The 13,206-nt window shown below is 37.9% G+C and carries 12 protein-coding genes; 5 read left to right on the forward strand and 7 right to left on the reverse strand.

Annotated elements, in window-relative coordinates; genetic code table 11:
- Window positions 1-83 precede the first annotated feature (83 nt).
- Window positions 84-527, reverse strand: coding sequence for a PaaI family thioesterase (locus tag AC23ME_RS05650; protein ID WP_487726785.1), 444 nt, complete (start codon window positions 525-527; stop codon window positions 84-86).
- Window positions 528-555: 28 nt separating this feature from the next.
- Here AC23ME_RS05650 and AC23ME_RS05655 point away from each other — a divergent pair, with 28 nt between their 5' ends.
- Together AC23ME_RS05655 and AC23ME_RS05660 are read left to right on the forward strand one after the other, a co-directional pair.
- On the forward strand, window positions 556-954 hold the full coding sequence (locus tag AC23ME_RS05655) for an OsmC family protein (protein ID WP_487726786.1): 399 nt from the start codon (window positions 556-558) through the stop codon (window positions 952-954).
- Between the two features lie 105 nt (window positions 955-1,059).
- Entirely contained in the window at window positions 1,060-1,512 is a 453-nt protein-coding gene (locus tag AC23ME_RS05660; protein WP_487726787.1) for a DUF1801 domain-containing protein, read from the forward strand.
- Window positions 1,513-1,568: 56 nt separating this feature from the next.
- On the opposite strand, the gene AC23ME_RS05665 is transcribed toward AC23ME_RS05660, so the two are convergent.
- Complete coding sequence (locus AC23ME_RS05665) at window positions 1,569-4,019, reverse strand: TonB-dependent receptor domain-containing protein (RefSeq protein WP_487726788.1); 2,451 nt, start codon at window positions 4,017-4,019, stop codon at window positions 1,569-1,571.
- A 293-nt stretch (window positions 4,020-4,312) separates the two neighbouring features.
- Between AC23ME_RS05665 and AC23ME_RS05670 the strand changes: the two genes are divergently transcribed.
- Window positions 4,313-4,765, forward strand: a complete 453-nt coding sequence (locus AC23ME_RS05670; protein ID WP_487726789.1) for a hypothetical protein — start codon at window positions 4,313-4,315, stop codon at window positions 4,763-4,765.
- Window positions 4,766-4,935: 170 nt separating this feature from the next.
- On the opposite strand, the gene AC23ME_RS05675 is transcribed toward AC23ME_RS05670, so the two are convergent.
- Entirely contained in the window at window positions 4,936-6,225 is a 1,290-nt protein-coding gene (locus AC23ME_RS05675; protein ID WP_487726790.1) for a hypothetical protein, read from the reverse strand.
- Window positions 6,226-6,552: 327 nt separating this feature from the next.
- Between AC23ME_RS05675 and AC23ME_RS05680 the strand changes: the two genes are divergently transcribed.
- Window positions 6,553-8,487 carry a tetratricopeptide repeat-containing sensor histidine kinase gene (locus AC23ME_RS05680; RefSeq protein WP_487726791.1) on the forward strand — a complete coding sequence of 645 codons (1,935 nt, stop codon included), beginning with the start codon at window positions 6,553-6,555 and terminating at the stop codon, window positions 8,485-8,487.
- Here AC23ME_RS05680 and AC23ME_RS05685 read toward each other — a convergent pair.
- Both AC23ME_RS05685 and AC23ME_RS05690 read right to left on the reverse strand, forming a co-directional pair.
- Window positions 8,459-9,253, reverse strand: coding sequence for a hypothetical protein (locus AC23ME_RS05685; protein WP_487726792.1), 795 nt, complete (start codon window positions 9,251-9,253; stop codon window positions 8,459-8,461). The two genes, AC23ME_RS05680 and AC23ME_RS05685, sit on opposite strands and share 29 nt — an antisense overlap.
- Complete coding sequence (locus AC23ME_RS05690; protein ID WP_487726793.1) at window positions 9,253-9,948, reverse strand: carboxypeptidase-like regulatory domain-containing protein; 696 nt, start codon at window positions 9,946-9,948, stop codon at window positions 9,253-9,255. The genes AC23ME_RS05685 and AC23ME_RS05690 overlap by 1 nt, the downstream gene beginning before the upstream one ends.
- Window positions 9,949-10,078: 130 nt before the next feature.
- Between AC23ME_RS05690 and AC23ME_RS05695 the strand changes: the two genes are divergently transcribed.
- Entirely contained in the window at window positions 10,079-10,711 is a 633-nt protein-coding gene (locus AC23ME_RS05695) for a response regulator (RefSeq protein WP_487726794.1), read from the forward strand.
- A 105-nt stretch (window positions 10,712-10,816) separates the two neighbouring features.
- On the opposite strand, the gene AC23ME_RS05700 is transcribed toward AC23ME_RS05695, so the two are convergent.
- Window positions 10,817-11,506, reverse strand: coding sequence for a hypothetical protein (locus AC23ME_RS05700; protein WP_487726795.1), 690 nt, complete (start codon window positions 11,504-11,506; stop codon window positions 10,817-10,819).
- A 406-nt stretch (window positions 11,507-11,912) separates the two neighbouring features.
- Window positions 11,913-13,205, reverse strand: a complete 1,293-nt coding sequence (locus AC23ME_RS05705) for an efflux RND transporter periplasmic adaptor subunit (protein WP_487726796.1) — start codon at window positions 13,203-13,205, stop codon at window positions 11,913-11,915.
- Window position 13,206 lies beyond the last annotated feature (1 nt).

A 13,206-nucleotide genomic window follows, 5' to 3' on the forward strand; every position in this document is an offset into this window, starting at 1 on the left:
TTGTTAGTTGATTGTTAACTCAATATACGCACAATTACGCAAATTGCAACACAAACGTTACGTTTTTGTAAATCTTCAGAAAATCACCCTACATTTAACATATTCGAATAACCTTTTGCTATTAATCTGTTTTTTGATGGTAAAAAGACTTCACATTGTAGATTAATAATAGTGCGACCTTGTTTTATGATGATTGCTTTTGCGGTTATCACATCTCCCTCCTTAGCCGGAGCAAAATAATCTATATTGTTATTTACGGTAGTGTAAGCATTTTTCAGTCCTAGCGTAAATACCGTTGCACCAATAAGGTCGTCAATAATGCCTGCAGTAATGCCTCCATGTAAAATTCCGTAAGGATTGGTCATTTCCTTTCTAACGATGTAACTACAATGCAAACTTCCTTTTTCGGCACTAATTACCGTTGGTTTTAGCCAGTTCATAAAGTTTGATGGCGACTGCACTACCTCCTTACCAATAAAGGATTGAAAAACTTTTAATCTATCGTTAGTGTTATTTTCTTGTTCCATTCCTTAAATTTAAAGAAAAAACAGCAATATGAGCAAAAAGCAAATTACAGCAGTAGTAGAATTAGACCAGTCTAGATATAAAACAAAAATTTATGCAGATGGGCATTTTATTTATGCCGATGAACCTGAGGACTTGGGTGGAACTAACGAAGGGATGGCGCCAGGAGCACTTTTACTTTCAAGTTTAGGTAGCTGTACAGCAATTACGATTAGAATGTATGCCGACAGAAAGGAAATCCCGTTGGAAGGTATTAAGATAAATTTAGCAATTTGTCCAGAAGATGAAATGAATGAAGGTACAGTGATTGAACGCAAGATCGAATTAATTGGAGATTTATCTGACGATGAAAGAAAGCGATTGATGATCATTGCCGATAAATGTCCTATCCATAAAATGTTAAGTAATCCAATTAGGGTGATTGGTTAATAATCAATCGAATTACTGATATCCACATTTAAGCATTATTGGCTGAAGATTTTTTCCCTTCATTAAAAATCATTTGTAGATTTAGTAATCATTAATCAAATATCTATGTCAATCGATCAAAAAAGAACGCCTAAATCAACGGTTAAAACAAAACAAACAGAAGCAAATGTAGCCGACTTCATTAATACATTTGCAGACACCGAGCAAAAACGGAAAGATGGCTTTGAGCTATTAAAAATAATCACAGACTACACAGGTTACGAAGCAAAAATGTGGGGACCGAGTATTATAGGATTTGGCGTTTATCATTACAAATCAGAAAAAAGCCGCCAAGAAGGTGATTGGCCGTTGGTAGGTTTTTCTCCACGTAAGGCAGCTATTTCGTTATACATTTATACTGGCACCCCTAAAAACGATGAATTACTTGCTAAGTTAGGTAAGTTTAAAATGGGCAAAGGTTGTATTTACGCAAAAAAGTTAGCAGATATCAATATAGATATTTTAAAAGAAATGATAGACGAAACCATTCGATTTACTCAGTTGAAATACGGTAAATAATGTTCTTCATAACTTTAGCAATAACGCACACCAACTATGATAAAAAATTTACTATTCTAATTGGCACGGCTCTTTTCTTCTTCTGCACTTCCAGATTTACGCTTAATTGATTGTTCGTTGCCACCAAATTTGTAGGAAAAATTTACTAATGCTGTCCTACTGTCTCTTAATCGGGTACCATGGACTGCGAAGCGCTGCATAGAATTTGCCCATCTGATGTTGTTTGTAAAGAAAATATCGCTTATGTTAATGCCTAGTGTAGCTTTTTTAGACAAAAAACTACGCTGCACTGCTATGGCCACAGACATATTGGCCTTAAGCTCTATATTACCATAATACTGACTACCATTATAATTTCCTACAAGTTGCGCAGACCACGGACCAAATGTGAAGCTATTATTACTATTAATCATTACATGGGGGCGTGCGTTTGAAACTATTTGACCATCAATTTCGCCATTGTACTGACCATAAAAACCACTTACATTATTACTAGAACTAAACCATTTGGTTAGTTTAAAGGGTAACGTTAGTACTACCGAATAGCTTTCATAGCGCTCTAGATTGGTAAAACCTACTAGAATATTATTGGCATTGTCTAAGATCTGGGTTTCGGTGATAGGATTGGCTGACCGAAAATAATTCAAACTCACTATATACTTATTGTTCAGCGTATAATTTACATCCATTGTATAGTTTAGCGCTGGTAGTAGCTCTGGGTTTCCTGCTACTGTAATGGTTGGCTCGATGAAATAGAAGTAAGGATTTAGCTGCGCATAACTCGGTCGCCCTATCCTTCTACTAAAATTAAAACCAAGTCCGTGTTTTTGGCTAAGCTGATAACTGAAGGCACCGCTAGGAAAAAGCTGCACATATTTCCTTCCAAAGGTAGTTATACCTTGTCCTTGCCCTACAGTTCTTTCAGTCCTTAACCCTAATTGCAAATTGATATTCCCTAACTTTCTACCATAATTGGTAAAGGCGGCTTGAATGTGTTCATTGTAACTAAATGTACCACTAAGTTCTGCATTGGGCTGCAGTTCTGATCCTACCCTATTATAGAAATCCATATCGTTTATAGAACGGATATGACTAAGCTTTGCGCCAAACTCCAATTTTCCGCTTAGGAAAGGCTTTTCAAAATTTGCAGCTCCAGACCGGATATCCAATCTTCCCTTCGAATCATTAAATAAGGATATCGGATCTCTAGAATGCTGATGGCTTGGGTTGAGATAACTGAAATCATAAGACTGCTTATCATCAAGGTTAAATCTAGCAAAATCCATATCCAGACCTAGGATTGTTCCCAGCGTATCAAACTGGTGTCGTATATTAAAATTAGCACCATAATTTTTCCTGTCATTTGTAGTATTTGTTAACATATTCCGAAAACCGCTGAGCCCAGCATCGGCACTATATAGGGAAGTTACATTATCTATATTACGATGAATGTTTGTAAAATTACTAAACAGCTCCGTTCCCAAGGTAGTAGCCTTGCCTAAAAGATATTCCATGCCCAATCTTGATGTATGAGCGCCGAAGGTAACCTCTTGGTAGAAATCTTGAAAGGAACTTGCCACTCCATCAGATCGATCTCCAAAAAGGTGCTTAACTTCCATATCAGCAAAATCACCACGATAGGCGTAGTTATAATTGGCCGTAGCCGAAAAATTGCCCTGCCTATAGTTAAGATTTCCACCGTTATTACTTTTGATAAGCCTACCGTAACCTCCATTTAACGACATATTGCCATTACTTCCTCGTTGTATTGGTTTATGTAGTTTGATATCTATGATCCCTGCATTGCCAGCAGCATCATAACGGGCAGATGGGTTATTGATCAGCTCAATCTTACTGATATTATTGGCAGCAATACCTCTAAGCATTTCTGTAAGATCTGTTCCTGACAACTGTACTAGCCTACCGTTTACCATTACCACAGGATCTGGCTTTCCTTTCATCACTAGGTTTCCGTTCTGATCAATCGAAATGCCCGGCGACTTTTCAAGTACCTCTAAAGCGGAACTCCCATTGGCGGCAATATTCCGTCCTACGTCAATAACTAGTTTGTCTAGTTGCTGTGTTATGGTTGGAAGTTCTGCGACAACCTGCACTTCCTTTAGACTGGAAGATATAGCCTCCAACTTTATGGCTGGAAATATGAAATCGGCACTGATTTTAACTGTATCTGAAGTATAGGATCGATAGCCCATAAATCCGACACTAATTAAATAGCGACCTGAATGAACACCTCTAAAAATAAATTTTCCTTCATTATCGCTCATCACATATCTTATTGGCAACGTTTTTTCAAGAGTAATTAATTGGATAGACGCACCGTCTAATTTATCTGCTCCACCGAAAACTACCCCTTGTATATTAAACCCAGATCCATCTTGAGACTTGGCAAGAGGACTATGAAGTAAAAAGAAGGTAAATATTGATAGTTGGAAAACAGAAAAAATATTTAGGGTATGTCGATATTTAGATGAATATCTGCTGTTCATTTCTTTTGCGAATATTAATTAAACGATCTTACAAACCTCTACGATTTGTCCAAATAGTAAAAGGTTCGCCCATCTATAGCGCAGTTTAATCGACAAACGACATTTTTATATTTACAAATGAACTTTAAAGCGCTTGCTAATTGTATTTTCGAACGTATGATGATACGACTCCCAAAACAACATATCCCTCAAACAATCAATAAATTAAGTATAACTACCGATGTCATAAAAAGCGTAAAAACCCTATATTATGCCGCTGGCAAGCCCTCTATTTTTGTCAAAAATTAATCAATATGACAATAAAAAAAATCATGATTGCGAGCCTGCTTTTCATTTCAGGCGCAATGGTAGACCTTGAAGCAAGGGCTCAGCAGCAAAAAAACATTCCTGCCAAGGTTAAAGCTACTGGCGAAAGCAAATCTGGAGGTCAAAAGATCTTACAATGGATAAAGGATGATCTAAGGGGTTATTATGTGGCTTCGCTAGCCAATGGCTCGGTACTTACAGTTAGCAAGGATGGTCAATGGCTCCAAAGTATTCATCCTGTTCTCGACAAAAAATTTCCACCAATTATTTCGGCTGCTATTAACCCTTATAGAGTAAAAGGCTATGAGATTGACAATATGGTTATTGTGGAGGATGCCAAGATAGGAAAATATTATAACGCAGATGTAACTTCCGATGATGGTACAACTACATTATACATTGATGTGAAAGGCAAAATCTTTAAAAAAGAGGCAAATTAATATGATAGAGCTGCCTAAGCAAGCGGCTTTTTTATTTCACAGATCCGATAAGTTCACAGCATACCAAAAATTTTGAGAACATTATCATAGCATAAAAAGGGAGCACCATAATGATGGTACTCCCCAAACAACATGATGAATAGACGTTGAGAGCGTACTATCATTAATTATTAAAAACTAATCTTCTTTGCACTGAATTTTCCTTCTATTGACACTATACCGATTCTGTCACCTACTGGAACTGAAAAATGTCCGGCAGTGCCCAAATTAAATGTTCCAAATACGGCACTTTCACTAACAGATTTTAGTTTGATATGCCCTGCGCTAACCGACAGTGGTTGTAAGATTTGATTATTGGTATGTGTATATATCGAATTACCACCAGGTACAACATATTGAAATGTATTATGCTGTGAATTCGCGTTATTGAAAAGCATCCATTTGCTATTCCCTTTCCACTTTAATGCAAATCCGCCATTGTTATCCCTATTAACGAGCATATAGCCGTCAGCAGTCTTAAGCAATCTAGCATCTCTTATCGTAATCAAATTACCTCCATCTATCCTGAACTCTATTTCTCCGCCCATAACTTCTATATTTGAAACCAATAGCACTTGATGATTGCTCATATTAAGTTCCAAACTTACTGCTACTGGATTGATATGGGGAAGTGTTGCTGGAGCCGTATACCGAGCACTACTACCCGATGGTGCAAGCTTGCCAACATTCCCAGGCAAAGTCCACCGTTTAACGTACTTGGTTTCCAAATCCACTTGTTCCCCAACCATTAAAGGCGTCCCATCAGGTGGCACCAACGGAACTAGAAAACCATTATCGGCAGTTGCCGATGGTAATACCCTTACCGCTTTCAAATCTAAAATATCATTAGTTCTCACTGTACTCACCTGTGGCAAGAGGTACATCCACTGCATCAGTGCCCAATCGCTAAAATGCTTTGTCTTCACCTTGACCCTTTTATTTGCAACATCTACCTCCGTAGGCTGCAAATAACACCAAAACCCTTTATCGTCTTGGTAAGCTATACCAAGGAAATGTGTTGAGGAAAGTCCGGTGTCTTCGTTATAATTAAACACAAGCTCTACTTCCTTGTTAAATACAATGCCATGAGGCTTCAAGCGGAAACCAGTACCAAGGCCAGCTGGGTTGGTATTGGTGATAGGCTCTATACTTACTTCTGTCGCATTAGCCAAGGCACCAGCAGGTATGATGATTTCTAGGTCTTCGTCCATACTTATTAGACTACCTCCTTGCGGACCGATAACTTTGCTTCTTAACACTTCATCGCCTAACGGATGATCTAAAACACTACCTACTGGGTAAGATTTTGGGTTGTGCTGATCTTGTGGCGATACAGTATTCTTTTTACTGCAAGAAGCCAGCAAGAAAAATGAGTAGATTACTAAGGCTACGAAACCTAATTTACGGACGTACATTTGCATTGATTTACGTAATAAAGTACAAAGCTGCAATTTCCAAGACTTGCAGATATCAGTAACACTACCCTATCCAAAGAATAAGTGCTTATACGTAGACCGGAAAGTTTCTTTCTTGTAACATACACCAAAGTCTGCTGTCTTAAATAGACTTGTCTACGAATAGATATCAAGAAACAACATGATAAGTAGTATTACCTAAAAATAGAAAATAAGTAATATTACTGAATAAGTAATTGATGTACAGACTATTGAAAAACAAATACTACTTTTAGCTATATTTACAAAGCCTTAGAGTGTTTTTATTGCCGCATCCATCATCAATAGTATATTATGATCTCTTACCGTTGCTTTCCCGTTCTCATTTTATCATTTTTCCTCTTATCGTTACCAGCCTATCCCCAACAGCTTAAAGATTCTGTAAAGGTTTATCAACTTATTAAAATCGCAACAGAAAAAGCCGCTGCCGGACAGAAGGACTCTGCTGATATTTACTTCAAGCAATCTGGCAAATTGGCAAAGGAAATCAAATTTGATAACGGCTTCTTAAAATACACTGGCGACTATACTAATTTCTTGTATCGTGAACTGAAGTACAAAGAGGGACTGAAAATTGCCAATCAGCAACTGCAAAAAAGTATTGAAATAGGCAACAAAAACGCGGAGGCAAATGCCTATAACAATATCGGTCTGTTGTACTATTCACTATCGATGATGACAAGGGCTGCTGAATATTATGTAAAAGCGCTAAGAGTAGCAGAGAAAACAAATGATCTTTTCAATCAGCGCAAATTCAATAGTAACCTTGCATCGGTTTTTATAGATCTCAAAGATTACAAAAAAGGCAGCTTCTACGCTAAACAAGGTTACGATATCGCCACCAAATTAAAGGATAGTTCGGCTATGGGACGAAGCCTAGTTAACCTGATAGTGGCACAAGTATTTGAAAACCAACTTGAAAAAGCCAAACAACATTCGATAACATTATTGTCGATTGCAAAAAAAACAACTGATATTGACCTTTTACTTACAGGCTATATCAACTTGGGAGATATCTACCATAGTCAGCAAAAATTTGACGAAAGCATTAAGATTTTAAAGCTTGCTGAATTGAAACTTGGTAACGCTCCTGCTGGCTACGACACCTACGTGTATCAGGGACTAGCTAATGCTTACAAAAGTGTTGGAAATTACAAATCAGCAAACCATTATTTCGAAAAATGTATTGCAAATGCTGCAGAGTCTATGGTAATTGCTGATCTCAAACAGGTATATCTTTTAGGTTCGGAACTGAAAGCCCATGCCAAAAACTTCGAATTAGCTTTGGAATTCAGAAAAAAATATGAAAAACTAAACGATTCACTTATTGGTAAAACCAATCATGAGACCATCCAAGATATTGAGACAAAATACCAAACCAAGGTAAAGGAACAGCAACTGACAAAACAAAAACTACAGATTGCGAATCATACCAATGAAATAAGCAGCAAAAATAATCTCATCCTAATTACTTCACTTGTTATCTTGTTTTTACTTGCGTTGGGCATTATTACATTTATAATCTACAGACAAAAAACGAAAGCAATAGCTATGCAGCAAGAAGTTAAGCTTTTAGCCGCATTACTTGCCGGAGAAGAAAGAGAACGCAACAGAACTGCAAAAGAATTACACGATGCCGTAGCCAGTACCTTATCTGCTGCTAAAATGCAACTCAACAAAATAGATGGAACAGATAGTTCGGAATGCTTGACAAGTAAAGAAAAAACTTTAGCTCTTATTGATGCCGCAACTAGAGAAGTGCGCAGTATTTCGCATAACATGGCGCCAAACGTACTTTTGGAAGAGGGACTCGCCTATGCTATAGACAACTTCTGCGCTAAGGCCTCAAGTAGCAATCTACAAATCACCTCTTATATTTTTGGCAATACGAGCCAATTAGATTCCGAATATGCGCTACTCATTTATAGAATAGTACAAGAAGCTGTGAACAATATCATCAAACACGCCAATGCCTCGGAAGCCCTAGTGCAGCTTACCGCTACAGATACGCACTTAGATATTACCATTGAGGACAACGGAAAGGGATTTGATGTAAATAGCATCAAAAAAAATGGATTAGGCATTTCAAATCTCATCAATCGGATACAACTACTTAACGGAAGCCACGAAATAAACTCGACACTTAACGAAGGCACCAGCATCTACATCAATATCCCTTTAACCAACTCCTTAAGATACGCTACTCATATGCCTTTAATGCTTTCCTAAATTCTCGCAGCTCTTTATTGGTGATACCCCAGCCATCGGTAATTTTCCAGGCCATTTCATTGATATCGCCATAGATCTTCATCCATTCAGGCTGTACATAATCTGGTTCGTGTGCTTCAACAGGATCCCAATGCTTAGTTATCCTCAACTTTGGCTTATTCTTCACCTCTTCCAAAAATTTCAGCAAATTGGGATCGGTAGTTACCAAAAACCGCTCATAGTTGTTTCTAGATATAGGGAAGCGCTGTTCTTGTTCGTCGTTATCATACCAAGGCATAGAACGGGTTTTATTGATACATAACATTCCTACATAGATTGTGGTCGTGTCCCGTCCTCCTCCAATACGTTCTGTTGGAGGCACTGGAATAATATATTTTTCGATGGAAAGTCCATTTTGTTTATTGTGATCCATACTTACCCCTATTAGTCCTGGTGGAAATTCTACATAAACAGGCGGAGTTCCGGGCATACGATCGTTCACCAAGTTGACGTCTACGTAAAACGCATTCACATGGGCATAAAGTTTCTCCATACTAGAATCGAACCTTTTGTGTGTGCGTTTTACAATCCTTATACCTTCAGGCAATATCAACACGTTACCCAAAGGTTCATCGTCATTGTCGCCCAAACCGGGAGCATTCTTTGACGGCGGTATCGCAATCGCATTATCGTCTCCATGAGGAAGAACAACATCAGTATCTTCTTTCTTACATGCAGTTAGGAAAAGTAGACAAATAACAGCGCACTTAAAAAATCTTGTTTTCATTATCTATTGTATTCTATCTTAAAACAATTGTCGCATTGACCATCAATTTGGGGCTCAAAATCAAATATCAAGCTGGTTTCAAAAGCATTGTCTGTATTCCATTTTCGTAACGTAAGTGGATTTGCATTGTATCTGGCCGTTACCAGATACCTGCCCATTGGCAAATCCTTCAACTGATGACCATCCTCCGCTTTTCGTATGAAGGTGGTTCCGTTAGTATCATCTATCAATTTCCCTTGCGGTGTGAAGGTAAATTCAATATCCTCAGCATTGGTGTTGAACTCAGGATAGTTATCTATTGTTACCAAACCACCATAATAGCCCGATAATGGATGAGCTTTTTCTCCGGTAAGTTGCCACTTAAAGTTGCGCACCGCCCCCTCGCCACCAAAACCAACATCACTATTTGGATGGAGGTAAAAGCTATACTTTTTACCATGATAAGTTTTTTCGTAAAGTGCAAATGCATACCACGATCCCGTAGGAATTTTTAGGTTATACTTTCCAGCATCATCAGTTCTAGCAGTTAGATTTGCGTTAAAAAAAACACTATTGTCTACAATTACTTTTGCACCTACCAAAGGTATTCCTTGCGAATCGGTAGCTAAACCGCTAACCACACCACCTTCTTCCTGTTTTTCTTTGCTGCACGACATCATTGCGGCCGTCAGCATTACCATTAAAGCTATTCTCATTCTACAAAGCTATGGGGAGATTATAGCTCATTTAAGAGCACATCTACGCAAACAAAAACTAAGGTAGTTCTACTGAAAATAGATACTCCTGCTTTTGCTTAGTTTGCACTATTAACTTATATTTGATAAAATGATAAAAATAGCTATCGCTGATGACCACCAGCTTATTTTAAATGGGCTGAAGGCTATCTTAAAAGAAAGTACAGAGATTGATATTATCTTTACTGTAACTGATGGACAGCAGCTCTTACAAAAACTAGAAATCGAAGTCCCAAAATTGCTCTTGTTAGACATAGAACTCCCCGATAGCAATGGGATTGATTTATGCAAAACCGTCAAAGGTAAATATCCCGGAATCAAGATCATTGCACTCACCAATCATGAGGAAACCGTATATGTTAGAAAGATGATGAAAAGCGGTGCAGATGGCTATTTGCTGAAAGGAACCGATCAACTTACACTCATAGAAGCTATCACTACAGTGAATAAAGGCGAACAGTTCATAGATGAGTCTATCAAGAAAAATATTCTGCAGGAAACCATTTCTGGAAAAAAATCTATTTCACTGCTTAAACTCACCAAAAGAGAAAACGAAATACTCAGCCTTATTGCCAATGAATATTCCAACCAAGAAATTGCCGACAAGTTGTTTCTGAGCATACGTACCGTAGAATCGCACAGGTTAAGTCTAAGTCAAAAACTTAATGTTAAAAATACTGTGGGATTGGTCAAAGAGGCCTATCTGCGTGGCCTAGTAAAATAGCATCATTAGAAATTTCTTTTTTGTATAAAAAAGCCGACCCGCAAATAGCAAGGTCGGCTACACATTACATTAAACTACTAAATTTAAACCTCAAAGGTGCTTTTGTTAAAATGTATACTTAATACCTATACCGCCATTTTCCGATCCAAAACCTCCACCGTTCAGATTAATCGCTGGCATCCAATCTGCACTTACGGCTATAGGCGTTCCCGCAAATTTATATTCTAGTCCTGCTACTCCAGCAATTCCGAAATAGAACGAACCAGTACCATCCCTATATTCGGTAGGTAGTATTGAATTTTTTATTGAAGAATTTCCAAAATAGGCTCCGCCGCCAAGCATCCAATAAAGCCCGTTAACTTCAGCTATCGGACGCTGATATTGATAGAGTGCAGTCACTGTAATATCATTCGCTATCCCACCTAAACTCCTATAGCGAACTATTGCCTCTACGGCATTTCTATCCTTAAAAAAATATTTTCCTGTTGCCGAAATACCCCATAGGAATTTAACCCCTATTGCAACTTTATATGGATTTTCCGTGTTAGTTGATTGACCAACATGCTCAACTTCGGTAGTTGATGTTTTTTTGCTGACATTAGTAGCGCCTACGCTAAGCGAATCTAGTTCGGTGCCATTGCCTCTGTCCGAAACTTTTGCCACAAGAGCATTACTAGGTGCACTTTTACTTATTAGAGTTGCATCTCCAGTGATGGCCTGTTTTTTTAATTGAGCATTTGCATTTAAAATCGCCAATACTGGCGCAAAGAATAAAATGGTTTTTAAGTGTTTCATTATATGATTTTATGGTGTTATGTTTTCACTTCATACCAATGGAAACTTCAACTAGGTAGTATCCTCTCCTTGGTCTGCTCATGAGCTACAGACAAAAGTACCATATCAACTATCGCCTTTTTTGGGTACTGATACTCGCGTTACTTTTTGAGTAGTACTACTTAATAGATGTAAATCGGGTTACTTTTTTAAGAGGATAATAGTCTAAAAATCTGATTAACAACACCAAAATCAAATAAAGAATTGTTAAACTACAGGTAATAAAACATAAGAAAATGATAAAAACACCAAAATCGCCTATACTGTAGAACGATGCCAACTTAAGATATTCGAAAAAAAGGTGACCATTTATTTTTAATGGTCACCTTTTGGCCTAAATATTAAATATTAAACACTCATAAATCTATTAATGATCATGACCTCCAGCGTTACTTAACTTGGCATTAATAAAAAAGGCTCCTTTGGTAACAATTTTTGCACTTTTAGGTATCTCTCCCACAGGAGTGATGGCTGTATAGCCAAGTTCCGAAACTCCCTTCGCAACTTCCATTTTTTCGAAATTCGTATTGTTACCGTGACCTTTCTCAATTACAGGATCATGTTTTTCTCCTTCTTTGTGTGGATGCTCTTTTTCCTCACCTTCTGCAGCTACCTTTTTATCGGTTTGTACAAAGATGTAGAACTTACCATCGGCCTCAACAATTGCTTCATTCGGAACGGCAGACGTTAATGCTTTATTCACGCTAACCATGCCAGTAATGTTCATCCCATCAATTAAACCAGCTTTATTTCCAGTAACTGTACAATGAACGGCAATAGTTTTGCTCTCATTCTCGAAAGAAGAACCGATATTAAAAACCTTAGCTGTGTAGGTAATCTGTGGATTATTAGTTACCGTAAAATTTACCAACTGCCCTATTTTTACAAATGGCAAATCCTTTTCAAATACCTGCAGATCTAGGTGGATTAAACTATTATCTACAATTTCTACCACGGGCGATGAAACATCTACGTAGCTTCCAATCTTTGCAAATTCGGCACTTACCGTTCCACTTACTGGACTAGTTACCGAAAGTGCAGCTGTCAACGTAGCTGCAGTAATCGATGCTGGATTAATCCCCATCAATTGAACTTGCTTGTACAACGATGATTTTCTAGCTTTCAACGAATTTAGTTCTGCAGTGGCATTTTGCAGGTTTTTCAAAGCGCCAGCATTTCCAGCATTAAGTTCACGTTGACGCTGCATTTCCTGTTCTGCCAGAGTAATTCTACTGCCAATGGTTAAATATTCCTCTTGTAATTGTACAAACTGTGGATTTTCAATCGTTGCAATTACCTGTCCTTTGCGAACATAATCACCCATTTGAACTCTTAAGCTTTTTACCAAACCTCCGTACAGGGAGGTTGCATTAGCCTTATTATTATTGGGCACTCGCAATGCACCATTGGCTTTAATGGTAGCGGTTAGACTTTTTTGTTCTATGGTTCCCAACGTGATGCCAACCGATTTAATTTGCTCTTCGCTAAGCGATGTGATGTTATTAGCTTCTTCTTCTCCATGACCTTCTTCTTTAGCACTTTCAGATTTTTTGGTTTCACTGCCGTGACTATGCCCATCGCCTTCTGTATGTTTTTCTCCGCAACTATTAATCGTGATAACAGTTAAAGCAAAGAATAATATGTTAAAAACAAGTTTCATC

This window comes from Pedobacter sp. T50_32, from assembly GCF_057652195.1.

Bases quoted from the DNA above. Each gene is read 5' to 3' on its own strand.
- AC23ME_RS05650 (WP_487726785.1), bottom strand. From the start codon at position 527: ATGGAACAAGAAAATAACACTAACGATAGATTAAAAGTTTTTCAATCC.
- AC23ME_RS05655 (WP_487726786.1), top strand. From the start codon at position 556: ATGAGCAAAAAGCAAATTACAGCAGTAGTAGAATTAGACCAGTCTAGA.
- AC23ME_RS05660 (WP_487726787.1), top strand. From the start codon at position 1,060: ATGTCAATCGATCAAAAAAGAACGCCTAAATCAACGGTTAAAACAAAA.
- AC23ME_RS05665 (WP_487726788.1), bottom strand. From the start codon at position 4,019: ATGAACAGCAGATATTCATCTAAATATCGACATACCCTAAATATTTTT.
- AC23ME_RS05670 (WP_487726789.1), top strand. From the start codon at position 4,313: ATGACAATAAAAAAAATCATGATTGCGAGCCTGCTTTTCATTTCAGGC.
- AC23ME_RS05675 (WP_487726790.1), bottom strand. From the start codon at position 6,225: ATGCAAATGTACGTCCGTAAATTAGGTTTCGTAGCCTTAGTAATCTAC.
- AC23ME_RS05680 (WP_487726791.1), top strand. From the start codon at position 6,553: ATGATCTCTTACCGTTGCTTTCCCGTTCTCATTTTATCATTTTTCCTC.
- AC23ME_RS05685 (WP_487726792.1), bottom strand. From the start codon at position 9,253: ATGAAAACAAGATTTTTTAAGTGCGCTGTTATTTGTCTACTTTTCCTA.
- AC23ME_RS05690 (WP_487726793.1), bottom strand. From the start codon at position 9,948: ATGAGAATAGCTTTAATGGTAATGCTGACGGCCGCAATGATGTCGTGC.
- AC23ME_RS05695 (WP_487726794.1), top strand. From the start codon at position 10,079: ATGATAAAAATAGCTATCGCTGATGACCACCAGCTTATTTTAAATGGG.
- AC23ME_RS05700 (WP_487726795.1), bottom strand. From the start codon at position 11,506: ATGAAACACTTAAAAACCATTTTATTCTTTGCGCCAGTATTGGCGATT.
- AC23ME_RS05705 (WP_487726796.1), bottom strand. From the start codon at position 13,205: ATGAAACTTGTTTTTAACATATTATTCTTTGCTTTAACTGTTATCACG.